Source organism: Nocardiopsis sp. TRM 82005, assembly GCF_056312425.1.
The window spans coordinates 22,307-46,804 of sequence record NZ_JBWDTQ010000010.1 but is presented as its reverse complement, the minus strand read 5'-3'; the positions used below and the strand labels follow the sequence as shown (position 1 = coordinate 46,804).

General features: G+C 71.0%; 20 protein-coding genes. 8 read left to right on the top strand and 12 right to left on the bottom strand.

Annotated features, from left to right (window positions below):
- Positions 1-180 precede the first annotated feature (180 nt).
- The 3 genes from pgsA (at position 181) to AC0T5L_RS06700 (ending at position 1,855) form a co-directional block, all read left to right on the top strand.
- Complete coding sequence (gene pgsA, locus AC0T5L_RS06710; protein WP_476164505.1) at positions 181-786, top strand: CDP-diacylglycerol--glycerol-3-phosphate 3-phosphatidyltransferase; 606 nt, start codon at positions 181-183, stop codon at positions 784-786.
- Positions 783-1,340 carry a CinA family protein gene (locus AC0T5L_RS06705; RefSeq protein WP_476164504.1) on the top strand — a complete coding sequence of 186 codons (558 nt, stop codon included), beginning with the start codon at positions 783-785 and terminating at the stop codon, positions 1,338-1,340. The genes pgsA and AC0T5L_RS06705 overlap by 4 nt, the downstream gene beginning before the upstream one ends.
- A gap of 158 nt (positions 1,341-1,498) precedes the next feature.
- The gene (locus AC0T5L_RS06700) at positions 1,499-1,855 is read left to right on the top strand and encodes a helix-turn-helix domain-containing protein (RefSeq protein WP_476164503.1); all 357 of its coding nucleotides are present in this window, start codon (positions 1,499-1,501) and stop codon (positions 1,853-1,855) included.
- Positions 1,856-2,015: 160 nt separating this feature from the next.
- Here the strand turns inward: AC0T5L_RS06700 and AC0T5L_RS06695 are convergent, their stop codons facing one another.
- The 5 genes from AC0T5L_RS06695 to AC0T5L_RS06675 all read right to left on the bottom strand — a co-directional run bounded on the left by AC0T5L_RS06695 (position 2,016) and on the right by AC0T5L_RS06675 (position 7,663).
- On the bottom strand, positions 2,016-2,480 hold the full coding sequence (locus tag AC0T5L_RS06695) for an RrF2 family transcriptional regulator (RefSeq protein ID WP_476164502.1): 465 nt from the start codon (positions 2,478-2,480) through the stop codon (positions 2,016-2,018).
- A gap of 245 nt (positions 2,481-2,725) precedes the next feature.
- A complete protein-coding gene (locus AC0T5L_RS06690) occupies positions 2,726-4,198 on the bottom strand; it encodes a glycoside hydrolase family 3 protein (RefSeq protein WP_476164501.1) in 1,473 nt (490 codons plus the stop codon).
- A 134-nt stretch (positions 4,199-4,332) separates the two neighbouring features.
- Entirely contained in the window at positions 4,333-5,298 is a 966-nt protein-coding gene (locus AC0T5L_RS06685; protein WP_476164500.1) for a carbohydrate ABC transporter permease, read from the bottom strand.
- Positions 5,295-6,290, bottom strand: a complete 996-nt coding sequence (locus AC0T5L_RS06680; RefSeq protein WP_476164499.1) for a carbohydrate ABC transporter permease — start codon at positions 6,288-6,290, stop codon at positions 5,295-5,297. The genes AC0T5L_RS06685 and AC0T5L_RS06680 overlap by 4 nt, the downstream gene beginning before the upstream one ends.
- A 95-nt stretch (positions 6,291-6,385) precedes the next feature.
- Entirely contained in the window at positions 6,386-7,663 is a 1,278-nt protein-coding gene (locus AC0T5L_RS06675; RefSeq protein WP_476164498.1) for an extracellular solute-binding protein, read from the bottom strand.
- A gap of 254 nt (positions 7,664-7,917) precedes the next feature.
- Between AC0T5L_RS06675 and AC0T5L_RS06670 the strand changes: the two genes are divergently transcribed.
- Positions 7,918-9,132: an ROK family transcriptional regulator gene (locus AC0T5L_RS06670; protein ID WP_476164497.1), complete on the top strand. Its 1,215-nt coding sequence runs from the start codon at positions 7,918-7,920 to the stop codon at positions 9,130-9,132.
- Positions 9,133-9,404: 272 nt separating this feature from the next.
- Here the strand turns inward: AC0T5L_RS06670 and AC0T5L_RS06665 are convergent, their stop codons facing one another.
- Positions 9,405-9,896 (bottom strand): GNAT family N-acetyltransferase, encoded by a 492-nt coding sequence (locus tag AC0T5L_RS06665; RefSeq protein WP_476164673.1) that lies wholly within the window; start codon positions 9,894-9,896, stop codon positions 9,405-9,407.
- Between the two features lie 97 nt (positions 9,897-9,993).
- Positions 9,994-14,541, bottom strand: coding sequence for an ATP-dependent helicase (locus AC0T5L_RS06660; RefSeq protein WP_476164496.1), 4,548 nt, complete (start codon positions 14,539-14,541; stop codon positions 9,994-9,996).
- 78 nt (positions 14,542-14,619) lie between these two features.
- Between AC0T5L_RS06660 and AC0T5L_RS06655 the strand changes: the two genes are divergently transcribed.
- The 3 genes from AC0T5L_RS06655 (at position 14,620) to recX (ending at position 16,698) form a co-directional block, all read left to right on the top strand.
- On the top strand, positions 14,620-14,814 hold the full coding sequence (locus AC0T5L_RS06655; protein WP_476164495.1) for a DUF3046 domain-containing protein: 195 nt from the start codon (positions 14,620-14,622) through the stop codon (positions 14,812-14,814).
- A gap of 158 nt (positions 14,815-14,972) precedes the next feature.
- Positions 14,973-16,121 (top strand): recombinase RecA, encoded by a 1,149-nt coding sequence (gene recA / locus AC0T5L_RS06650; protein WP_476164494.1) that lies wholly within the window; start codon positions 14,973-14,975, stop codon positions 16,119-16,121.
- Positions 16,114-16,698: a recombination regulator RecX gene (gene recX, locus AC0T5L_RS06645; RefSeq protein WP_476164493.1), complete on the top strand. Its 585-nt coding sequence runs from the start codon at positions 16,114-16,116 to the stop codon at positions 16,696-16,698. The genes recA and recX overlap by 8 nt, the downstream gene beginning before the upstream one ends.
- 100 nt (positions 16,699-16,798) lie before the next feature.
- Here recX and AC0T5L_RS06640 read toward each other — a convergent pair whose 3' ends face one another.
- From AC0T5L_RS06640 to AC0T5L_RS06620, 5 genes are all read right to left on the bottom strand, one after another.
- Complete coding sequence (locus AC0T5L_RS06640; protein WP_476164492.1) at positions 16,799-18,958, bottom strand: S9 family peptidase; 2,160 nt, start codon at positions 18,956-18,958, stop codon at positions 16,799-16,801.
- Between the two features lie 157 nt (positions 18,959-19,115).
- Entirely contained in the window at positions 19,116-20,210 is a 1,095-nt protein-coding gene (locus tag AC0T5L_RS06635; RefSeq protein WP_476164491.1) for an amino acid ABC transporter permease, read from the bottom strand.
- Positions 20,207-20,881: an amino acid ABC transporter permease gene (locus AC0T5L_RS06630; RefSeq protein WP_476164490.1), complete on the bottom strand. Its 675-nt coding sequence runs from the start codon at positions 20,879-20,881 to the stop codon at positions 20,207-20,209. The genes AC0T5L_RS06635 and AC0T5L_RS06630 overlap by 4 nt, the downstream gene beginning before the upstream one ends.
- 81 nt (positions 20,882-20,962) lie before the next feature.
- Positions 20,963-21,808, bottom strand: a complete 846-nt coding sequence (locus AC0T5L_RS06625; RefSeq protein ID WP_476164489.1) for a glutamate ABC transporter substrate-binding protein — start codon at positions 21,806-21,808, stop codon at positions 20,963-20,965.
- A gap of 45 nt (positions 21,809-21,853) precedes the next feature.
- Complete coding sequence (locus AC0T5L_RS06620) at positions 21,854-22,597, bottom strand: amino acid ABC transporter ATP-binding protein (RefSeq protein WP_476164488.1); 744 nt, start codon at positions 22,595-22,597, stop codon at positions 21,854-21,856.
- Between the two features lie 389 nt (positions 22,598-22,986).
- On the opposite strand from AC0T5L_RS06620, the gene miaB reads away from it, so the two are divergent.
- Positions 22,987-24,453, top strand: a complete 1,467-nt coding sequence (gene miaB, locus AC0T5L_RS06615; RefSeq protein WP_476164672.1) for a tRNA (N6-isopentenyl adenosine(37)-C2)-methylthiotransferase MiaB — start codon at positions 22,987-22,989, stop codon at positions 24,451-24,453.
- The last annotated feature ends 45 nt before the right edge of the window (positions 24,454-24,498 follow it).

Below are 24,498 nucleotides of genomic sequence, written 5' to 3'. Positions count from 1 at the left end.
CACCACTCGAAGCTCTCCCACACGCTTGGAAGCCATGTCATCGCGCCGTACTGTCTCACTCGTCACCCTGGGGTGTGCGCGTAACGAGGTCGACTCCGAAGAGCTGGTCGGGCGCCTGTCCGCTGGTGGCTGGGACCTCCTCGCGGAGCAGGACGAGACCCAGTCGGGAGCCGCAGACAGATGAGCGCCCACGACCCCGGGGCCACGCCCGCCCCCCATGTCCCGCTGTGGAACATCGCGAACATCCTCACGATGAGCCGCCTGCTCATGGTGCCGCTCTTCGTGTGGTTCATGTTCCTGGACGGTTCCTGGTGGCGGTTCGCCGCCTTCTCGGTCTTCGTGCTGGCGGCCATCACCGATCGCGTCGACGGGGAGATCGCCCGCCGCCGCAACCTGGTCACCGACTTCGGCAAGATCGTCGATCCCATCGCCGACAAGGCGCTCACCGGCGCCGCGCTGGTGGTGCTCTCCTTCCAGGGCGACCTGTGGTGGTGGGTCACCATCGCCATCCTGGTTCGCGAATGGGGCATCACGGCGCTGCGCTTCGCGGTCCTGCGCTACGTGGTCATGCCCGCCAGCCAGGGTGGCAAGCTCAAGACGGTTCTGCAGATCGTCGCGATCAGCATCTACCTGTTCCCCCTACAGGTGCTCCCCCTCAGCGAGGTCCTCACCTGGTGCGCCCACGTGGTGATGGGTGCGGCGCTCGCGGTCACGCTGTGGACCGGTCTGACCTACGTGTTGGACGCCGTCCGCGCGGTCCGTGCCCGCGAGGACCACACGGAGTGAGGCAGGAGGGGGGCCGGGACCACCTGGGCCCGGAGGACCCGGAGCTTCGGGCCGAGGCGCTCACCGCGGCCGGTGCCGCCCACAGGGCGCTGCTCGGCAGCGGTGCCACCTGTGCCACCGCCGAGTCGCTGACCGGCGGTCTGATCGGCGCCCACCTGACCTCGGTCCCCGGCGCCTCCGGCTCCTACCGGGGCGGTGTGGTCTCCTACGCCACCGACACCAAGACCAGCGTGCTGGGCGTCCCTGAGGACCTCCTGGCCGAGCACGGCGCCGTCCATCCCGGGGTGGCGGAGCGTATGGCGCTCGGTGCCCGCCGGCTGATGGGGGCGGACTACGGCGTCGCGGCGACCGGCGTGGCCGGGCCCGAGCCCCAGGACGGGCGGACCGTCGGTACCGTGTACGTGGCCGTCGCCACGCCCGGTGAGCACACCCGTGTCCGTCAGTTCCGTTTCACCGGGGACCGTGCGGGTATCCGATACCGAACGGTTGAGGGGGCACTGTCGCTCCTGGACTCGGTCGTTCGCGGGGATACGAAGGCAAACACCCGGACCTGAACTCTTCGGTTGGTTCCCCTCTCCTTTTTCGAGGGAACAAAACCACCCCCGGACGCGGTTCCCCCTCCAGCGAACAGGACTGCAAGAGGTGCCCGAATCGGGCGTGGGGCAGGTACGGTGTTGTATATGAAGGTCGCTACCGGTGGGAGGGAGCGCGAATGATGGTCCTGCTTCGTCACCTACTTGGTGACGTGCTCAGGCGGCTCAGGCAGCGCCAGGGCCGCACCCTCCGTGAGGTGTCGGCCGGTGCACGTGTATCCCTCGGCTACCTGTCGGAGGTCGAGCGCGGACAGAAGGAAGCCTCTTCCGAACTGCTTTCCTCGATTTGCGGGGCGCTCGGCGTTCCGCTCTCCCAGGTATTGAGAGAGGTCTCCGACCAGCTCGCTCTCGCTGAGCTCCAGGAGGCTGCGCTGCTGGGCGACTCGGTCACGACCGACCCCGTCGCCGCCCAGGACCTCGGCATCGACCCGGTACCGGATCGCGTTCCCCAAGTTGCCGACATGGTGGGGGTCTGACCCCGCCTCGGATCTGTCCGTCCAGCTGTGACCATACGAAGGAGCCGACCGGGAGGTCGGCTCCTTACGTGTGTCAGGGAAGAGCCCCCGCACGGCGAAGCCGTGGCTGAACGGGGCGTTCCGGCGTCAGGACTTCCTCCCGCCCAGTTCGCGAGGGCGGTCAGCGGTGGGTGTGGTTGACCCATGCCTCGGGGTCCTCGGCCAGGGTCTGCACCGTCTCGGGCAGCTCGTTGGTCACCAGGTGCTGGAGGTTGACGCCCTCCAGGATGACGCGCTCGCTGGCGCGCAGGGCGATCCACACCTGTTGCAGGCTGCGGGCCGCACCGTCGTAGTCAACGTGTTCGGGGCGCTCCCCGCGCACGTTGGCGAGTGGCCCGTCCACTGCGCGGATGATGTCGGCCAGGGAGATCTCCACCGCCGGGCGGGCGAGCCAGTAGCCGCCGACGGGACCGCGCTGGCTACGCACCAGGCCGGCACGGCGTAGCTGCGTGAGGATGTTCTCGAGGAATTTTCCGGGGATGGCCTGCGCGCGTGCGAGCTGCTCGGCCGTCACCGGTCCTTCGTTGGCGACGGCGAGCTCCGCCGCTGCGCGTAGCGCGTAGTCGACCCGGGCTGAAAGGCGCATGCTGTGATTATGCCGTGGTTAGAAGGGCGAATGGGGCACCGGGCGCCAGCAGTGTGCCGACGGCCGGGGTGCTTCAGGGCAAGGATACTTCTCCTACCGGGTTTCGGGGACATCGGTGACGTTCCCGTCCCGGTGCGGCCCCGTCCCAGTGCGTCCCGTGTCGGCCAGAAGGTACGCGGGGCCCGGGCCGGTCCCAGGAGAGGATACGGGACGGAGCGCCGCTCCCGGCCGGGCCCGGGAGAAGGTCAGCTCCCGCCGGGGGAGCGGGCGCCCACCGCACCGCCCAGTAGCTCGGCCGCGCTCAGGCCGTTCACGTGTGCGGCACCGTAGGTGCTCACGTGGGCCCGGCACCGGGGGCGCCAGATGGGCAGGCCCATCTCCACCACCACGGCCTCGGGGCGGGCGCTGAGCAGACGGTTCACGAGCGCCTGGGCGCCGGGGTAGCGGTGCGCGTCCCGCACCACCACGACCAGGTCGCGGCCCCGGGCGTCGGCCGCCAGCCGGTCGGCGTGCGCCTCCTCGGGGGAGACCCGCTCGACGTCGGGGAACCAGGGGCCCAGGCCCCACGGGACCTCGCCCACGGCCATGCCGGAGGGCGCGTCCACCTCCACCACGTACGGGTCCCTCAGCGGTGGCAGGTCGCCGTCCACGAGTACCGCGCGGCGGGCGCCGGTCAGGCCCACGCAGTCGTCCTCGGGGGCGGACGCCCGCCGGGCGGCCGCCCCCCGGATCCAGGTGCGCAGCTCGGCGTTGCGCGCGGCCGCCTCCTCCAGGCGCTCCCCGGACAGACGGCCCTCGCGGACCGCCTCCACCAGGGCGGCACGGACCAGCTCGACCTGGTCGGCGTAGACGTACCTGCCCAGGCACAGCAGGTCCACCCCGGCGGCCACCGCGCGCACGCTGGCCTCGGGGATGCCGATCCGGCCGCTGACGCCCTGCATGTCCATGGCGTCGCTGACCACGGTGCCGGTGAAGCCCAGTTCGCTGCGGAGCAGGTCGTTGAGGATGTGCGGGGCGAGCGTGGCCGGACCTTCCCCGCCCAGCCCGGGCATCTCGATGTGCGCGGTCAGGATCGACCGGACCCCCGCCTCCACCGCCGCCCGGAACGGCAGCAGTTCGCGGCGCCGCAGCAGTTCGGCGTCGGCCTCCACCCGCGGCAGCACGTGGTGGGAGTCCTGGGAGGTGGCGCCGTGGCCGGGGAAGTGCTTGGCGCACGCGGCCACGCCCGCCTCCTGTAGGCCCAGCACGGACGCGGCCGCGTGGCGGGCCACCAGTTCGGCGTCGGCGCCGAAGGAGCGGGTGCCGATCACCGGGTTGTCGTCGGCGACGTTGACGTCCACCGACGGGGCCAGGTCCAGGTTGAAGCCCAGCTCGGCCAGACGGCCGCCCAGGGAACGCAGGGTGGCGCGGGTCAGGTCGGGGTCGTCCACCGAGCCCAGCGCGGCGTTGCCCGGGTAGTCGCTGCCCTGTGCCTGGCCGATGCGGGTGACGTCGCCGCCCTCCTCGTCCAGGGAGACCAGCGGCGTGTCGGTGGCCTCGGCCAGGGAGGCGTTCAGCGCGGCCACCTGCTCGGGGCCGTCGAGGTTGTTGTGGAACAGGCAGACACCGGAGATGCCGTCCGCCAGACCATCCAGGACCCAGCGCGGGGGGTGGTAGGACTCGAAGGGCACCAGCAGCGTGGCGTTGGCCAGGCGTGCCAGGGTCGGGTCGTACGGCATGACGGACTCCGTTCGGTGGGCGAAGGGGTGCCCGGGGGTGGGGCAGACGGGTGGCGTGGGAGCGGGGGCGGGGGCGTGCGTGCCCGGGGCGGGTCCCGCGGTGTCCGTCGGGGGACCCGGCCCGGAAGGGGCGGTCAGCCCTTGACCGCGCCCATGGTCAGGCCGGAGACCATGCGCCGCTGGACGAACAGGAAGAAGATCATCACAGGGATGGTCAGCAGCGTGGAGGCTGCCATGATCGGCCCCCACTCGGTGCCGAAGCGGCCGAAGTAGTAGGACAGGGTCAGTGGCAGCGTGTAGTTGTCCGTGCTGCGGCCCAGGAACGTCAGAGCGACGATGAACTCGTTCCAGGCGGTGATGAAGGCGAAGATGCTCGCCGCCACCAGGCCCGGCGCGACCAGCGGCATCAGGATGCGCCAGAAGACGGTCCAGGGGCTGGCGCCGTCGATCGCGGCGGCCTCCTCCAGCTCCTTGGGCACGGCGGCGACGAAGCCCCGCAGCATCATGATGGTGATCGGCAGGGACACGGCCGTGTACACGATGAGCAGGCCGGACAGGTTGCCGAGCAGCTGCGCTCCGCTGATTTCGGACAGCTGGCGGAAGTTGATGAAGATCGAGATGATCATCGCTTCCATCGGCACCATCTGAATCACCATCAGCAGGATGATGAAGGTGGTGCGCAGCCGGAAGCGGAACCGGGCCACGGCCACGGCGGCCAGCAGCGACAGGAACGCCCCCATGGCCACGGCGGCGACGGTGACGAACAGGCTGTTGGCGAAGAACTGCCAGAAGTTCACGCCCGGGATCAGCTGCCCGTTGAGGACCCGGTCGAAGTGCGCCAGCGTCGGTGCGTTCGGGAAGACGGACTGGTCGCGGGTGAAGATCTCGCCCACAGGTTTGAAGGCCGTGACGACCATCCAGTACACCGGGAAGACGGAGAACAGGAACACCGCGATGCCGGCCAGGTACAGCGGTGCCGAGCGCAGGCGGCGCGGCAGGCCGCGGCGGTGGACGCGCCCGCGCCGGCCGCCGCCCTCCTTCCCGGCGCTTCCGGTGCGCTCGCGGGCGGCGGGGCCGGTGGTGTTGTCGATCGCGGTCATCGGGTCTCCCCCTGGCGGATCATGATGCGCAGGTAGTACGCGGTGACGGCGAGGATCATCACGGTCATGACCACCGCGATCGCCGAACCCATGCCGTAGTTGGCCGGGCTGGCGCTGAAGCCCTGCTGGTAGATGTAGTACGAGAGCAGGTAGACGTCCTTGTTCTGGAAGCTGTTGGCCAGGATGTACAGCTGGGTGAACACCCGCAGGTCCCAGATGATCTGTAGGACCAGGAGCAGGGCGAACAGCGGACGCAGCATCGGGAACGTGACGTTCCAGAAGGCCTTCCAGGCGCTGGCCCCGTCCATCCTTGCGGCTTCGTACAACTCGTGCGGGATGCTCTTGAGCCCGGCGAGGACGGAGACGGAGATGAAGGGGAAGGACTGCCAGACGATCACCGTGATCAGGACCGAGAACAGCGAGACCGGTTCGAGGAACCAGTTGTACTCCAGCCATCCGCTGCCCACCAGCCAGTCCGGCAGCCGGTCCAGCATCACGTTGACCAGTCCCCGCTCGGGCAGGAACAGCCAGCGGAAGACCAGTGAGGCGCTCAGCGCCGGAGTGGCCCAGGCGAGCATCATGCCGAGGGCCACGAGCCCCGAGAACCATCCGGGGAGCCTGTGCAGCAGCAGCCCCACGAGGGTGCCCAGCACCATCGTGATGCCGACCATCAGCGCGCAGACCGCGACCGTGTTGCTCAGGATCGTCCAGAACTCGGGGTCGGTCAGCAGCTGCTTGTAGTGGGCGAAGCCGTTCCATGCCGGCCTGGGCTGGTTCGGTAGGAGGTTGCGGGTGGTGAAGCTGGTGAGCGAGTACCACACCATCTGCACGATCGGCCACAGCAGCACGATCGCGAGCAGGATCAGGGCCGGGGCTATGAGCAGGTACGGGGTGGGAAGCTTGCGGCGGTGTGGCGCCGCGGGTTCGGCCGCGGGGGCCCCGGCGGGTTTCTCGGGCCCGCGTTCGGTCTCTGGTTCGACGGTTCGTGCCATGGTCTTCTCAATCGAGGCGTGGGCCGGGCGTGGCGGGCGGGGCCGGGGTAACGGGCCCCGCCCGCGCACGGCTCTGCACAGTGAGTCGGTTCCGGCTACTCGACCGGCTCGTTGAGGATCGAGGTGAGCTCCTCGTTGGCCGCTTCCAGGACCTCCTCGGGGTCACCGCCCCGCACGATCTCCAGGACTGCGCCCGGCAGGATCTTGCTGTCCTGGTCGGCCGCGGTCCAGCGCGGGGTGGTCGGGAAGAACCGGATGTTCTGCATCTGCGTGGCGGCGGCGGCGCGGTCGGGGTCCTCCTGGTACTCGTCGCTCTCCAGCAGGTGCGGGTAGGCCGGGAAGAAGCCCGCGACGTCGGCGTAGCCCTTGCCGCCCTCCTCGTCGCCGAGGTAGGTCAGCAGGTCGAAGGCCAGGTCCGGGTGCTCGGTGGTGGTGAACACCGCCAGGGCGGAGCCGCCCGCGAGGGCCGGGGCGATGCCGTCGGCGCCGGGGATCGGCGCGGCGGCGATGTTCTCGACGACCGACGGGTCCGCGGCCTGCTCCTCCATGGAGCCGACCGCCCAGCCGCCGTCGATGTACATGCCCAGCTCGCTGTTGGCGATGTCCGCCAGGGCGATGAGCTCGTTCTCACCGACGTAGTCCTGGGGCGAGATGCCGTCGGTGGACAGGCTCGCGTAGAACTCGAGGGCCTCGACGGTGGCGGGGTCGGTGAGCTTGCCCTCCCACTCGTCGCCGTTCTGCACCGCGATCTCGCCGCCGTTGCTCCAGACGAAGCTGGCGATGCCGTTGGTGAAGTCGGTCGGCGCGGCGAAGCCGGGGACGTCGTGCTCGGCCTCGATGTCCTCGGCGACCTCGACCAGTTCGTCCCAGGTCTCCGGCGGCTCGTGGCCGAGGTCGCTCAGCCAGTCCGCGCGGTAGTACAGGGTGCGCACGCCGGAGAACCACGGGACGCCGTACTGGACGCCCTCGTAGGTGCCGGACTCCAGGGCGTTCTCGTCGATGCCCGCGGCGGTGTCCCAGTCGCCGACCTGCTCGGTGATGTCCAGCAGGGCGCCCTGCGAGGCCCAGTTCGCTACCTGGTCGTTGCCGACCTCCAGGACGTCGGGGGCGTCACCGCCGGCGAGGGCGTTGGTGATGGACTCCTGCGCGTCGGACCACGGGATGAACTCGACCTCGACCGAGACACCCGGGTTCTCCTCCTGGAAGCGGGCCTCGGTGTCCTCGAAGTACTCGACGAGGGGATCCTGGGAGGTGCCCATGACCCAGACGGTCAGGCTGTCGGCCTCACCGCCGTTGCCGGATTCGGAGCCGCCACCGCATGCTGCGGCGAGCAGGACCACGGTCGTGGCCGCGGCGATCTTGGGAAGTCTCATGTGTGCCTCTTCTCCCTTCGCACGGCGCGCTGGGGTTCGACGCCTGTGCTCGAATCGACCTGGGATGATCGGGAGACCACCAGGCGACTCGACGTCTTCGTGGGGGTTGTGCTGGGATAGCACGTTGGCCGCCCCGCCGGCGCGGGTACCGGAGGGGCCCGAAAGCGGGCCTGCCAGGACGTGACCTCCTGTGAGGTTGTGAGCTAAATTAACAGGAAACTTTCCTAATAAAAACAGGGTGAGGTGTCACGGTTATGTCTCAACGTCCGGGGACTCCCCGGCTGCTGCGCCAGCTCAACGATCGCGCGGCGCTGGAACTACTGCTGTCCGCGGGACCTTTGACCAGGACACAGCTGGGAACGAGGACCGGCTTGTCCAAGGTGACCGCGTCCCAGCTGCTGGCGCGGCTGGAGAAGCGGGAGTTGGTGCGCGTGGTGGGCAGCCAGGCGGGGGGGCGGGGGCCCAACGCGGCCCTGTACGCGGTGGTGCCCGAGAGCGCCTACGTGGCCGCCCTGGACGTCAGCGCGCAGCGGGTGACCGCGACGATCGCCGACATCACCGGGAGGATCATCAGCGACGTCGCCGTCGACCCCCGCGACTCCGACGACCCCGTCGCGCTCGTGCACACCGCGGTGATGCGCCTAGCCGACACCGCGGGGGTCCCCCTGGACAAGGTCCGCGCCTGTGTCATCGGCACCCCGGGCGTCGTCGACCCCCGCACCGGCGACATCCGCTTCTCCTTCGACCTGATGTCCTGGCACGAGGGCATCCTGGAGGCCCTGCGCGCCGACCTCAAGCGCTCGGTCATGATCGAGAACGACGTGAACCTGGCCGCCTTGGCCGAGCACTCCGAAGGCGCCGCCTCCGGTGTGGCCGAGTTCGTCCTCATCTGGCTCAGCGCCGGCGGCGGCGTCGGTATGTCCACCATGATCGACGGCCGTATCCACCGGGGCCGCTCCGGCGGTGCGGGCGAGATCGGCTACCTGCCGGTGCCCGGCGCCCCCATGCCCACCGACGTGGGTCTGTCCGGCGGCTACGAGTCCCTGCGCGACGGCACCAGCCGCGAGCTGCCCCACGGATTCCAGGCGCTGGTCAAGGCCGGGCAGGTGGTGGAGCTCGCCGCCGGGTACGGCATCGAGGGCACCGACGTCACGGAGGTCGTCACAGCCGCCTCCGCCGCGTGCACGCCGCAGGGCGACGCCTTCATGGACGCCTTCGCCGAACGCCTGGCCCGGGGGGTCGCCGCCGTCACGGTCATCCTCGACCCCGGCCTGGTGGTGCTCGGCGGTGACGTCGCCCGGGCGGGCGGGACCAAGCTCGCGGAGCGGGTCCAGGCGGCCACCGCACGCATCGCCCCCAACACCACCGAGGTCGCCCTGGGCGGGATAGAGGGCAGCCCGGTCGTGCGCGGCGCGCTCCTGTACGCGCTCGAACGCGCCAGGGAGGACGTGTTCTCCTCCACTGTGTGACGCGCGCGGTGCCCGGGCGGTGGGAGCCCTCCCAGCATCTCGTGGCACCCTGTGCCCCGGCCCCTCGCCATCCGGCCGGGGCGCGGTGGCGGCCCCGAACGGACCGGGTGCCCAGCGCACCGTCCGAAGGAGCCGGACACCTCCTCCAGGGCCTCCTCGTACCCGTGCCGCCAGGACCCGGGGACGCCGAACCGGAGGTGGTATCCCAAGCCCTCCTCGGCGACGACGGTGTCCCTCCGGGGCATCCACCGGTCGGGCCGTCCCGGTCGGTCTCAGGCCGGCGGGGCCAGGTCCCGCACCATCACCACACGCGGCAGCACCCGGATGCCCGCCCGCTCCTCGGCCTCCCACACCCCCGCCAAGCCGGTGCCCCACCTCGGCCGGGGCAGGACGGCGAAGCCCCGCCGCGCGTACCAGGGGCCGTTCCACGGCAGGTCGCTGAAGGTGGTGAGGGTGAGGCGGGTGTGACCGGCGGTCGCCGCCTCGGCGCACACCGCCTCCAGCAGGGCACCGCCGATCCCGCGCCTTCCGTGGTCGGGGTGCACGGCGAGCTGCTCCAGGTGCGGGTGGCCGTCCACGGTCACGGTCGCGGCCAGGCCGACCACGGGGGCGCCCGTCACCGGGTCATCGGCCACCAGGACCCGCTCCACGTGTGCGAGCGTCTCCCGGGGATCGTCGGGAGGCAGGGCCACGCCGGCCCCGGCGAACACCGTGTCCGCCGCCAGTGACACCTCCACCAGGCGGGACGCGTCCTCCGGCCGCATCGGCCGGATCCCCATGTGCTTCACATGCTCCCCCTCAGACCCTTCCGGACAGGCGACATCCTGGCCTGTTCCGGCCACAGCGTCCAGCCGTTTTGGTTCAGGGCCTCAGACGGAGCCCCCTGGGGGTCACATGGAAACCGGCCGCCACCAGGGCGGCGTCCACGGGACCGCCGAACACCTCCGCCCCGTCCGCGCGCTCCACCGTCAGCGACTCCACGCGCCCGTCCCGCACCGCCTCGGCCAGGGCACGGGCCGCCCGCTCCAGCAGGGCGTGCGGCGAGCCGAAGGTCAGCACCGAACGACCGCCCCGGCCCGCGTACAGGGTCAACCGGCCGTCGTCGACCACCACCAGGGAGCCCACCGTCCGGCCCGGCCGGGCCTGCTGTCCCGACTCCTCGCCCCCTCGCGGCCAGGGCAGGTCCGTGCCGAACGGATTCGCCGGATCGGTCGCCGCCAGCACCACCGGGGCGCCGTCGGCTCCGTCCTCGGACAGCGCCCGCAGGCGGTCCACCGCGCCCGGCAGGGCGAACTGCGCGCCGCCCAGACCCTCCACGAAGTAGCCCCGGCGCACCCGGCCCGACTCCTCCAGCGTTCGCAGCACCCGGTACTCCTCGGGCGAGATCCGCCCGCCCTGGTGGCCGCGCACCAGAACGCCCCGGCGTTCCAACCGGGCCTCCAGACGGGCCAGGGCGAGCCTTGTGGGATCGCTCTCGCGATCGGGCAGGGCCCACCACCGTCCGGCGGCCGTGGGCGGCCCCGACCTGGTCGGCAGCACCGGTCGGCGCCCCGGCGCACGCGACGACCGCCGTGCGCGGCGGGGAGCGGTCCCCGAGCCCAGCAGAGCCCGCAGCGGGGCCGGGGTGTCGTTGGTGACGCAGCCCGACCACACCAGCTCCCACAGCGCGGCGACCAGGTCCTGGTCGGAGACCGCGGAACCGCCCGGGACCCTCGCCGCGCGGTCGGCGACGTCGCGGAAGAACAGCGCACCGTCCTCCCGCAACACTCCCAGCACCGTGTGGGACAGCGTGCCCTCCTCGGGCAGCACCGGCTCGGGCAGCAGGAGGGGCGCCTCGTCGGTCGGGACCAGGCACACCCACCCGTCCTGGCCGGGCAGCGCGCCCGCACCGGCCCACACCACCTCGCCCGCCTGGGTCAGCTCGTCCAGCCGGTTGGGCGCGTAGCCCTCCACCCGGGCGGGCAGCAACAGCGACTCCAGCGCCGACGCCGCCAACGGCGCCCCGCGCAGCGACTCCACCGCCTCGAACACCGCGTCAGGCCCGCGCAGGCGCTCACCCGGCACGGCGCGCTGCCACAGCGGCGTGAACCGGGCCAGCGCGGCTGGTCCGACCGGCTCCACCTCCCGGCGCAGACGCGCGAGGGAGCCGCGCCGCAGCCGGCGCAGCACCTCGGTGTCGCACCACTCGGTGCCCGTTCCGCCCGGCCGGAACCCGCCGCTGGACACCCGTCCCTGACGGGACAGCTCCCGCAGCACGCCCTCCACCACGTCGCGCCCGAGTCCCAGCCGCCAGGCCGCCTCCCCGGAGGTGAACGGTCCGTGCGTGCGCGCGTACCGTGACACCAGGTCGAGCGTCGGTGCCTCCACCGGTTCCAGGAAGGCCCCGGGCACACCGGCGGGCGGCTCGGCGCCGAGAGCGTCGCGCAGCCGGGCCACGTCCTCCACCGCGCACCACCGCTCGGCGCCCGCCACGGCCATCCGCACCGTCCGGCCCGCGGCCGCCAACCCCTCCAGCCACTCCAGCCGTACACCGCGTTCGGCGGCCTCGGCCGTGGTCAGCGGGCCGATCTCGCGCAGCAGGTCCGCCGTGCCCTCCGCGTCACCGGCCCCCGTTTCGGCGGCCGTGCGCTGTAGCCGCGCGCCGACGTGTTCCACCACCTCCGGGTCGAGCAGCTCACGCAGGTCCGCCTGTCCCAACAGGTCCGCCAGCAGCGACGGGTCCAAGGTCAGCGCCTGCGCCCGCAGTTCGGCCGCCGGGGCGTCTCCCTCGTACAGGAACGCAGCCGTGTACTCCATCAGCAGCGACTGGGCGAACGGCGACGCCCGTTCCGTGCGTACCTCGACCACGCGCGTGCGGCGGGCCCGGATGGCCGCGAGCACCTCCACCAACGCGGGCACGTCGAACACGTCGCGCAGGCACTCGCGCACCGTCTCCAGTACGATCGGGAACGACCCGTACCGGCCCGCCACCGACAGGAGGTGCGAGGCCCGCAGCCGCTGCTGCCACAGCGGCATGCGCCGGTCCGGGCGCTGCCGGGGCAGCAGCAGGGCCCGTGCCGCGCACTCGCGGAAGCGGGCGGCGAACAGCGCCGACCCGGGCAGCTCGTCGGTAACGGTCTCCTCCACCCCCTCGGGGTCCAGCGCCACCAGGTCGGCCAGCCCACCCGCGCGGTCGAGCCCGCCCTGCTCGGTGTCGGGCAGCCGCAGCACGATCCCGTCGTCGCCGTGTACGACCTGTGCGTCCGTCCCGAACCGCGCCCGTACCCGGTTCGCGATCGCCAGCGCCCAGGGAGCGTGTACACGAGCCCCCATCGGGGAGTGCACCACCGCTCGCCAGTCACCGACCTGGTCACGGAAGCGCTCGATGACCACGGTCCGGTCGTCGGGCACCTGGCCGGTGGCCTCGCGCTGGTCGGCCACGTACGCCGCCAGGTTCCGCGCCGCCCACCGGTCCAACCCGACCCCCTCGGCCAGGGCCAGCGCCTCCTCAGGGGCCGCTTCGGCGAGTTCCCTGGTCAGCGTGCCCACCGCACGGCCCAGCTCGGCCGGTCGGCCCTGCGCGTCGGCCTTCCAGAACGGCATCCGGCCCGGCCGCCCCGGCGCGGGCGATACCAGCACCCGGTCGGCGGCGATCTCCTCGATACGCCACGAGGTGGACCCCAGCACGAACACGTCACCCACCCGTGACTCGTAGACCATCTCCTCGTCCAGCTCGCCGACCCGGGTGGGCGCCCGCCCCCGCGCGGAGGCCGCGTCCCCGGAGACCAGGTGTACCCCGTACATGCCCCGGTCCGGAATGGTGCCGCCGCTGACCACGGCCAGCCGCTGCGCACCCGGACGTCCCCTCACCACGTCGGTCTCCCGGTCCCACACCAGGCGCGGGCGCAGCTCGGCGAACTCGTCCGACGGGTAGCGGCCCGAGAGCATGTCCAGGACCGACTCCAGTACCGGGCCGGTCAGGTCGGAGAAGGGCGCGGCCCGCCGCACCAGAGCGGCCAGCTCAGCCACCGGCCAGTCGTCCACGGCGGCCATCGCCACGATCTGCTGGGACAGCACGTCCAGAGGGGCGCGCGACATCTCCAGGCGCTCGATACCGCCCGCGCGCATCCGCGCGACCACCACGGCCGTCGCCAGCAGGTCGCCCCGGAACTGGGGGAGGAACACCCCGCGCGAGGTCCCGCCGACCTGGTGTCCGGCCCGGCCGATCCGCTGGAGGCCGCTGGCCACCGACGGGGGAGAGGCCACCTGGACCACCAGGTCGACCGCGCCCATGTCCACACCCAGCTCCAGGCTGGAGGTGGCCACCACACAGCGCAGCCGACCCGCCTTGAGGTCGTCCTCGATCAGCGCACGCTCGCCCTTGGACATCGAGCCGTGGTGGGCGCGTGCGACGACCGGATCGCCGCCACGGCTCTGCCCGGACTGGGCGATGGCCCGTGCGGGTACCTCCTCCGGCGGCAGTTCCAGGCCGTGCCGCTCGGCGTACAGGTCGTTGAGGCGGGCGCACAGCCGCTCGGCGGTACGGCGGCCGTTGGTGAAGACGATGGTGGACCGGTGGGATTCGACCAGGTCCAGGACCCGCAGCTCCACGTGGGGCCACAGGGACCCGCCGCCCCGGGCGCCGCCGGGCGCGGTCCCGTGCCCCTCCAACGTCCCCGGCGCATCGGGTTCGTCCATGTCGGGGACGGGCACCACCACGCGCAGGTCCATGCCGGGGGAGTCGGGCGGCGAGACGATGTCGGCGCCGCCGAGGAACTCGGCCACCACCTTTGGCGGACGCACGGTCGCCGACAGCCCGATCCGCTGCGCCGGGCGGTCCAGCAGGGCGTCCAGCCGCTCCAGGCTCAGCGCCAGGTGCGCGCCGCGCTTGGTGCCCGCGAGTGCGTGCACCTCGTCGACGATCACCGTCTCCACGCCGGCCAGTCCCTCCCGGGCGCGTGAGGTCAGGATCAGGAACAGCGACTCGGGTGTGGTGATGAGCACGTCCGGCGGGCGGCTGGCGAGCCTGCGCCGCTGGTCGGCCGGGGTGTCGCCGGTACGTACCCCCACGGTGACCGAGGGCGGGTCCTGCCCCGTCGCCTCGGCGGCGGCCGCGATCCCGGCCAGGGGGACGCGCAGGTTGCGCTCCACGTCCACCGCGAGGGCCTTGAGCGGGGACACGTACAGCACCCGGCAGCGGCGGGCCCGGTCCTCGGGAACCGGCGCCGAGATCAGCCGGTCCAGCGACCACAGGAAGGCCGACAGGGTTTTTCCCGAGCCGGTCGGGGCCACCACCAGCGTGTTCCTCCCCCGCGAGACCGACTCCCAGGCCCCGGTCTGCGCGGGGGTGGGGCCGGCGGGAAAGGCCTGTTCGAACCAGGTGCGGGTGGCCGGTCCGAAGCGTTCGAGGGGATGTGGCGCACGGCTCATGCCGCCAGTGTGCCCGGGGGTGGTGACAGAAATCCGGAAGGACCGAGGCGGACGCGCTGATCACCGATACTGGGCCCGATGAGACTCACGGTTTTCTGGAACAACATGCACGAGCAGTTCGGCGAGCCCTACGCGCAAAGCCTGGCCCAGGACCACGTCCTGGAGGGGCTCGGGTCCCGCACGGTCCAGCAGGCGCTCGCCGACGGAGTAGGGGCCAAGGAGGTGTGGCGCGCCGTGTGCGAGGCCTTCGACGTCCCCGTGTTCAAGAGCTGACCCCGCGCGAGCACGCGTTTCGTACATCACATCGAACACAGGTTCGGGTAGTGTGGATATCCACAGGCGGACGTGGGGCGTCGCGATTGTCGTACCGGCCGCGTAGCGTCGTGCTCATCATGAAGAAAAAAGCATCGACCCAACAACAGGGGTATCCCGTGGCATCCGGAGACCGAGACAAGGCTCTCGACACAGCACTCGCCCAGATCGAGCGGCAGTTCGGCAAGGGCTCCGTCATGCGTCTGGGAGACGATGACCGTCCGCCGATCGAGGCGATCCCCACCGGGGCGATCGCCCTTGACGTCGCCCTTGGTATCGGTGGCATCCCCAAGGGCCGCGTCGTCGAGATCTTCGGCCCCGAGTCGAGCGGAAAGACGACCGTCGCCCTGCACGCGGTGGCCGGCGCGCAGCAGATGGGCGGTATCGCCGCCTTCGTCGACGCCGAGCACGCGCTCGACCCGGAGTACGCCAAGAAGATCGGCGTCGACACCGACAACCTGCTGCTCTCGCAGCCGGACACCGGTGAGCAGGCGCTGGAGATCGTCGACATGCTGATCCGCTCGGGCGCGATCTCCATCATCGTCATCGACTCCGTGGCGGCCCTGGTGCCCCGCGCCGAGATCGAGGGCGAGATGGGCGACAGCCACGTCGGCTTGCAGGCCCGCCTGATGTCCCAGGCGCTGCGCAAGATCGCCGGTGCGCTGCACCAGACCGGCACCACCGCGATCTTCATCAACCAGCTGCGTGAGAAGGTCGGCGTGATGTTCGGCTCGCCCGAGACCACCACCGGTGGCCGGGCGCTGAAGTTCTACTCGTCGGTGCGCCTGGACGTGCGCCGTATCGAGACGCTCAAGGACGGCACCGACGCCGTCGGCAACCGCACCCGCGTCAAGGTCGTCAAGAACAAGGTGGCCCCGCCCTTCAAACAGGCCGAGTTCGACATCCTCTACGGTGTGGGCGTCTCCCGGGAGGGCAGCCTCATCGACCTGGGCGTGGAACACGGCATCGTGCGCAAGTCGGGGGCCTGGTACACCTACGACGGCACCCAGCTGGGCCAGGGCAAGGAGAACTCGCGCGCCTTCCTGAACGAGAACGTCGACGTGGCCAACGAGGTCGAGAAGAAGATCAAGGAGAAGCTGGGCGTGCCCGCCAAGGGTGACGACAGCGCCTCCGGGCCGGCCGCCGACACCGCCAAGGAGGCCACGGCACCGGCCGCTGACAAGGAGGCCGCGGACACGGCTTCCGCCAAGGCACCCGCCAAGCGCGCCGCGGCCAAGCCCACCAAGGCGCCCACGACGGATGCGTGAGGGGAGCCGGTCCCAGGGTCGGCCCCGCTCCGGAGCCCCGCAGGACGACCCCTCCCCGGACGGGCCGCGCCCGTCCGGGGAGGATCCCGAGACCAGGGCCCGGGCCCTGGTCCTGCGGATGCTCACCCACTCCCCGCGCACACGTGCCCAGCTGGAACGGGCGCTGCACCGCAGGGAGTTCCCCGAGGAGGTCATCACCTCGGTCCTGGGCACGTTCAGCGAGGCCGGACTGATCGATGACGCGGCCTTCGCCCAAGCCTGGGTATCCTCCCGCCACCACGGCAGGCGCCTGTCCCGCCGCGCGCTGGCCCGGGAGCTGCGCACCCGCGGCGTGGAGGAGGACACCGTCCAGGAGGCCGTCAGCGAGCTCAGCGACCAGGACGAGGAGGAGGCCGCCCGCGACCTGGCCCGCCGCCGCCTGGCCGCCAGCCGGGGCAAGGACAGGGAGACCCGGGTCCGCCGCACCCTGGGTGCGCTCGCCCGCAAGGGCTATTCGTCGGGCCTGTCCTACCGGATGGTCCGCGAGGAACTCGAACGCGAGGGCGTGGACGCCGACCTGCACGAGCCCGACCTCTGAACCGTCCGCTTCGCGAACGCCGCCCCCGGACGGGGGGACCGCGCCCTCCCGGGCACCGCGGCCGGGACAGACGTGGTGGCGGGCCCGTGCGCGCTCCGGTTCACTCGGAGCTGGCGGGGGCCTCGGCACCGGTGGGACGCGGCGCTTCCTCCGCGCCACCGTCGACGGCCTCGGGCGTCGCGGGCACCTCTCCTGCGGCTTCGGACGTCGCGGGCACCCCTTCCGCGGTTTCGGAGCTCCCGGCCACCGGTTCGGCTTCGTCCGTGGAGGTCTCCGGCCCGGGCTCCGGGCGTGGCTCCGGCGGGGTGGTCACCAGTTCCAGCGGCGCCGCGTCCGTCTCGAACCCGAACACCCGCGCGTAGAGGGCCAGCTCCGCCTCCAGCGATCGGATCCGCACGTCCTGCGCGGTGAACCCGTGTGCCTCTCCCTCGAACTCCAGCAGCGCGTACGGCACCTCGCGCCGCCCCAGCGCCGTCGCCATCGCCGTGGCCTGGTCCGGCGTCACCACCTTGTCCTCCAGGCCCTGGAGCAGCAGTACCGGTGCGTCGATGTCCCCGGCCCGGTTGACCGGCGACCTCTCCCGGTACCGTTCCGCGAACCCCGGCAGTATCCCCACCAGGGAGTCCAGGAACCGGGACTCGTAGTCGTGCGTGGTCTCGCTGAACCCCAGAAGGTCCGTCACGCCGAAGAGGGACACCCCGCACGCGAACGTGTCCCCGGTCAGTGCCATCAGCGCCGTGTACCCGCCCGCGCTGGGCCCGCGGACGGCCAGCCGCTCCGGATCGGCCTCCCCGCGCTCCACCAGCGCACGCGCGGCGGCCACGCAGTCCTCCACGTCGGCCACGCCCCACTCCTTGTGCAGGCGTTTGCGGTATGAGCGTCCGTATCCAGTGGAACCGCCGTAGTTGACGTCCACCACACCGATGCCCCGGCTGGTGAAGTAGGACTTGACCAGATCGAACTCCAGTGTGCTCGCTGACACCGGTCCGCCGTGCGCCCACACCACGTACGGGGCGGGACCGTCCGTCACGACATCGGGGTTGGTCGGCGGGTACACGTTCGCGTGCACCGGTGCCCCGTACCTTCCCGGCAGCGTCTCCTGCCGGGGAACCGGCAGGTAGGCGGCGTCCGGCAGCCTCTCGTCCTCAGCGGCCCGGCGCAGCACCTCCACACTCCCCGAGTCGGGGTCCAGCCGCACCAGGCACTGCGGCTCGGTCGGCGACGAGGCCACCGCCACCGCGGTGCGTCCGTCGGTGTCCAGCATCGACCACGTGGTCAGTTCGGTCCGTACCGGTGCCAGGTCCAGGGTGTCGGGGTCGTACACGCTCGGGGTCATGTCCGCGTGCCCGTGCAGTGTCACGAGCCGACCGGAGTCCAGTACGCAGAACGACCGGTTGCCCAGCCGTCCCGGCGGCGCGTGGAACTCCTCCTCGGCCGGGTACAGCGCGATCGCCTGTCCGGCCAACCGAGCCTGGTACAGGTTCCACCAGCCCGGCCAGTCGGAGGCCACGTACAGCGTCGAGTCGTCCGCCCAGGTCGGGGAGACCACCGACTCGTCCACGCCGCCCTTGAGCGTGTACTCACCGGACAGGCCTGTCTCGTCCAGGGTGCCCACCCGCAGTTCGCTGCCGTCCCACGGCATCCTCGGGTGGTTCCACCGCACGTACGCCAGGTGGGCGCCGTCCGGCGACGGAGTGGGCGAGGCGTAGAAGTCCGCGCCTGAGACCAGCTCGCGCACCGCCGAGGGGTCCTGCGAGCCCCGGCCCGACAACGGCACCGACACCACCGAGCGGCGGACCGAGCCGTCCTCGTGCCGCTCGCGTACGCACAGCACGCTGCGCCCGTCCGCGCTCAGCGCGGGGTCGGCGTAGCGCGAGGCCGCGTCGTCCTCGGGGGTCAGAGCCACCGGCTCCTGGGAACCGCGCTCCAGCAGGTACAGGCGTTGGTCGGCGGAGGAGGAGAACACCACGCCCATACGGGCGATGGCCTTGTCGTCGCGGCGGGGGACCGGCAGGTAGGTGCGTCCCCCGTACTCGTGCACCCGGGTGCTGACGTTCCAGGGGGAGGGCAGCAGCTCGGTCACCGTTCCGTCGGCGTCGCGCCGCATGAGGGTGGTTCGTCCCTCGTCCGGGCGGCTCTCCTCCCACCAGACCTCCCCGCCCACGACGGACGGGAACGCCATGCGCCGCACTCCTCGGGCGACGTCACCGGCGCTGATGGGCGATGGCCAGGAGCCGTGAGGGCTCGACAGTTCAGACATGTCCGCTCAGGGTGGGTCGTGGGTTCGATCAGATGACATGTCGACCTTAGCCCTCAGATGCTTCCCTGCGCAGCACCGAGAGGTGGCGGAGACGGCGACGGCCCCGCCCGCGACCTTTCAGGACGCGGACGGGGCCGTGTGGACCGGAGGGGAGGGGTCAGCCCCGCCCGTCACTGGGGCCGTCGTCGCCTGTGGCGTCGCCGTCCGCCTCGTCACCGGGCTCGGCGCGCCCGTCCTCGCTGAGCGTGTCCGGCAGGGGCTCCTGCACCGTGGGCTCCACGGCGACGGCGCCCGCGGCGCCGGTGGCCGTGCCGGTCCCCACCAGAGCCTCCTCGGTGTCCACGGGCTTGGCCGAGACCCTGCCCCGGCGGGAGTTGCGCCGCTCCAGCCAGATAGCGAACCGGCTCAGGCTCAGGTTGATGGCGATGTAGATGATCGCGCAGACGATCGCCGCGGGGATCACGTTGCTCTCGCGTGTGGCCAGCAGCGTGAAGCTGCGCAGCAGCTCGGGGAAGGCGACGATGTAGCCGAGCGCGGAGTCCTTGAGCAGGACCACCAGCTGCGCGACGATCGCGGGCATCATCGCCGTGATCGCCTGCGGGATCAGGATCAGCCACATGTTCTGGCTCCTGGTCATCCCGACGGCCTGTGCCGCCTCGGACTGTCCCTTGGGCACGGCGAGGATGCCCGCGCGGAACACCTCCGCCAGCACGGAGCCGTTGTACAGGGTCAGACCCGTGACGACGGCGACGAGAGCGGTCACCTGGAAGGTGCCGGTGGGGATGCTGAACACCTGGTAGGCCACGATCGGCAGCGCCATCGTGAAGAAGATCAGGATGAGCAGCGGAATGCCGCGGAAGAACTCCACGACGGCACCGGCCGGGATACGGATCCACCAGTGCTCGGACATGCGGCCGATACCGAACACCAGGCCGAAGGTGATCGCCAGGACCGAGGCGGTCAGGGCCGCGGTCAGGGTGTTCTGTAGGCCCGGAAGGACGTAGTCGGTCCATGTCCCAGGACGCAGGAACGGTTCCCACATGGGGGCCGCCCACTGGCCGTTCGGGTTGACGGCCCAGGTGGCCGGGTCGAACAGGGACGTCTCCCGTTCCCGCAGTGTGTTGTTGAAACCCAGGTACAGGATCGCCAGGCCGACCGCGAACAGGATCAGGGTGGCGACGGTGTAGACGACGTTGCGTGCGCGGGCCCTGGGGCCGGGCGCGTCGAAGAGGACGGAGCTCTGCGCACTCATCGGACCACCGCCACGCGCTTGGAGAGCCACCCGAAGAAGTAGCCCATCGGCAGGGTCAGGATCAGGAAGCCGAGCGCGAAGCCGACGAAGGTCGGCAGGACCGGCGCGATCCCTTGGTCGAACATGAGCTTCATCTCCCTGGACGCCTCCTGAACGCCCAGTCCCGCGACAGAGGCGACGGTCGTGTTCTTGGTCAGCGCGATGAGCACACTGCCCAGCGGGCCGACGACGGTGCGCAGCGCCTGCGGGATGACGATCAGCCGCAGGTTCTGGGTGAAGGTCAGGCCCAGGGACCGGGCCGCCTCCACCTGGCCGAGGGGGATCGTGTTGATGCCCGCGCGCAGTGACTCCGAGACGAAGCAGGAGGTGTAGGCGGACAGCCCGATGACCGCCCACCAGAAGACGTCCCACGCGACGGAGTCAGCCATGCTCAGGCGCAGGGCGCTGTTGAGGCCCAGCCCGCAGAACAGCAGGACGAGGGTCAAGGGCGTGTTGCGGATGCCCTCGACGTAGGCGGTGGCCAGACCGCGCAGCAGCGGGACGGGGGAGGCCCGCATCGCGGTGAGCAGGATACCCAGGACGAAGGAGAAGAAGGCGCTGAAGAGGGTGAGCCGGACGGTCCATGAGAAACCGTCGACAACCCTGTCGATATTGCTGAGAAAGGCTTCCATGGGTCCCAGCCGGTCAAGGGCCGAGCGGCGGGACCGGAGCCCGGTCCCGCCGCAAGGCGTACGGTCAGTAGACGAGGGGGGTTACTGGCAGTCCTCGATCTCGGGGGTGGACTCCTCGTAGGCGAAGTCCGTGGAGCCGAAGGCGTCGTCGAGGGCGTCGGTCGCGAAGCTCTCATCCCACATCTTGGTGATGGCCGCGTTGACCTCCTCGCACCGCTCGGTGGAGCCGGCGGGCAGGCCGACGCCGTACTTCTCCTCGCCGAACGGGTTGTTGACCATGCGGTAGGTGTCGGGGTTCTGCGCGGCGAAGCCCGCGAGGATGGTGTTGTCGGTGGTCACCGCGTCGACGGTGTTGTTGCCGAGCAGCTCCAGGCACTCCGAGTAGTTGCCGGCCTCGCGCAGCTCGGCGTCGATGTCCATGTCGTCGACGATGTTGTGGGCCGACCGGGAGCCGGAGGCCGAGCACAGCACCTTGCCCTCGAGGTCGTCGGGGCCCTGGATGTCGTCGTTCTCGGCGTTCACCAGGATGTCCTGCTGGGCGACGTAGTACGGCCCCGCGAAGTCGACGACCTGGCGGCGCTCGTCGGTGATCGAGTAGGTGGCGATCACCATGTCGACGGTGCCCTGCTGGAGGAAGGACTCGCGGTTGGCGGAGGCGGCCTCGGCCCACTCGATCTGCTCGGGGGAGTAGCCCAGCTCACCGGCGATGTAGGTGGCCACGTCCACGTCGAAGCCGACGGGGGCGTCGCCATCGAGGAGGCCCAGGCCCGGCTGGTCGTACTTGACGCCGATGGTGATGCTCTCGCCGTTGCCGTCGTCACCGCCGCCGCCGTCGCCACCGCCGACGTCGGAGGTGCCACAGGCGCTGAGGGCGAGGGCCAGGGCCGCGGTGCCGCCCAGGATGCTGCTGATGCGACGAACTCGCATGTTGGGGTACCTCTTCCTTGGTTCGTGCGAAGAACGCGGTGAAACCTAGTGGGTCAGGATCTTGGAAAGGAAGTCCTGGGCCCGCTCGGATCGGGGGTTGGTGAAGAACTCGTCCGGGGTGTTCTCCTCGACGATCTGTCCGTCGGCCATGAAAATGACACGGTTGGCCGCGCGGCGCGCGAACCCCATCTCGTGGGTGACCACGACCATCGTCATGCCCTCACTGGCCAGATCGGTCATGACGTCGAGGACTTCCTGGACCATCTCCGGGTCCAGGGCGGAGGTTGGCTCGTCGAAGAGGAGCACCTTCGGGTTCATCGCCAGGGCGCGGGCGATCGCCACACGCTGCTGTTGGCCGCCGGAGAGCTGTGCCGGGTACTTGTCCGCCTGGTTGCCGATCCGCACACGGTCCAGCAGTTCCATGCCGCGCTTGTCGGCTTCCGCCTTACTCATGCGCAGAACCTTGGTGGGCCCCAGCGTCACGTTCTGTAGCACCGTCTTGTGCGCGAACAGGTTGAACGACTGGAAGACCATGCCCACGTCGCTGCGGAGCTTGGCCAGGCCACGCCCCTCGGCGGGCAGTGGCTGCCCGTCCAGGGCGATCACACCGGTGTCGATGGGCTCCAGGCGGTTGATCGTGCGGCACAGGGTCGACTTGCCGGAGCCGGACGGCCCGATGACGACTACCACCTCGCCGGAGTTCACCGTCATATTGATGTCGCGGAGCACGTGCAGGTCGCCGAAGTGCTTGTTGACGTTCTCCAGCACGACGAGAGGACTTGAGGTCATGTTCGGAACCTAACGGGTCCATATTGCCGTGTCATCACAAAATCGCCGCTCGTCTACGGAGTAGTAGACTTGTTACGGCGTGATCGGCGAAACTGTTACCCGCTTGGGCGATCAAGTGCGCGTTTGTCGCTCCCTGTCGCGGTTTCGTGCTTCAGCGTCTCACATGGGTCTTCGCGGAGGCGCGCGGACTCCCCGTTGTGCCCGGGTCGCCCGCACAGGCCCAGGTCGGCGCGGGCGGGTCCGGCGGAGCGTGCCGCAGGGGCGGCCGCCCGAGGAGGGTGCGACGGGACGGAACGCGCACTCGCCCCGCGAACCAGTGCGCCGACGGGCTCCGCGTAGTCCGCGGTACCGGATAGCCTGGGGGCGTGAGCCAGAGTCGTACCTACCAAGTGCGGACCTACGGCTGCCAGATGAACGTCCACGACTCCGAGCGCCTCTCCGGTCTGCTGGAGGACGCTGGGTACGCGCACGCAGCCGAGGACACCACCGCAGACATCGTCGTCTTCAACACCTGTGCGGTCCGGGAGAACGCCGACAACCGCCTGTACGGCAACCTCGGGCACCTGCGCCCGGTCAAGGACGCCAACCCGGGCATGCAGATCGCCGTCGGGGGCTGCCTGGCGCAGAAGGACCGTGGCGAGATCGTGCGCCGCGCGCCCTGGGTCGACGTCGTGTTCGGCACCCACAACATCGGTTCCCTGCCCACCCTTCTGGAGCGCGCACGCGTCCAGAAGGAGGCGCAGGTGGAGATCGCCGAGTCGTTGGAGCACTTCCCCTCCACGCTGCCCAGCCGCCGCGAGTCCGCCTACGCGGCGTGGGTGTCGATCTCCGTTGGCTGCAACAACACCTGCACCTTCTGCATCGTGCCCGCGCTACGTGGCAAGGAGCAGGACCGCCGCCCCGGCGACGTGCTCGCCGAGGTGCGCACGCTGGTCGACGAGGGCGTCAGCGAGGTCACCCTGCTCGGCCAGAACGTCAACGCCTACGGCAGCGGCTTCGGCGACCGGCAGGCCTTCTCCAAACTGCTGCGCGCCTGCGGCGAGGTCGAGGGGCTGGAACGGGTCCGCTTCACCTCCCCGCACCCGCGGGACTTCACCGATGACGTCATCGAGGCCATGGCCGAGACCCCCAACGTCATGCCGCAGCTGCACATGCCGCTGCAATCAGGGTCGAGCAAGGTCCTCAAGGACATGCGGCGCTCCTACCGCCAGGAGCGCTTCCTGAGCATCGTGGAGAAGGTGCGCGCCGCCATGCCGCACGCCGCGGTCACCACCGACATCATCGTGGGCTTCCCCGGCGAGACCGAGGAGGACTTCCAGGAGACGCTGCACGTGGTCCGTGAGGCCCGCTTCGCCATGGCGTTCACCTTCCAGTACTCCAAGCGCCCCGGCACCCCGGCCGCCACCATGGACGGTCAGGTGCCGCCGGAGGTGGTCAAGGACCGCTACCAGCGGCTGGTCGACCTCCAGGACCGGATCTCCTGGGAGGAGAACCAGAAGATGATCGGCCGCGAGGTCGAGCTGCTGGTCTCCGAGGGCGGTGGCAAGAAGGACGGCGAGCACCGCCGTCTGTCCGGCCGCGCCCCCGACAACCGCCTGGTGCACTTCGCGGTCGGTGACGGCGAGGAGCCGCGCCCCGGCGACACGGTGAACGTGGAGGTCACCTACGCCGCCCCGCACCACCTGGTGGCCGATTCCGGTGTCCGGGGCCTGCGCCGTACCCGCGCGGGTGACGCCTGGGCGGCCCGCAACGGCCAGCCGGTGCCGGAGAACAAGCCGGACGTGCTGCTGGGGATGCCCCGGATCGGTGTACCGGACGAGCAGCCCGCCGCCGCGGGCGGCTGCTGCGACGCCTGAACCGCTCCCGCTCCCACGGGAGCCCCGACGGGCGGAGGGCGCGGC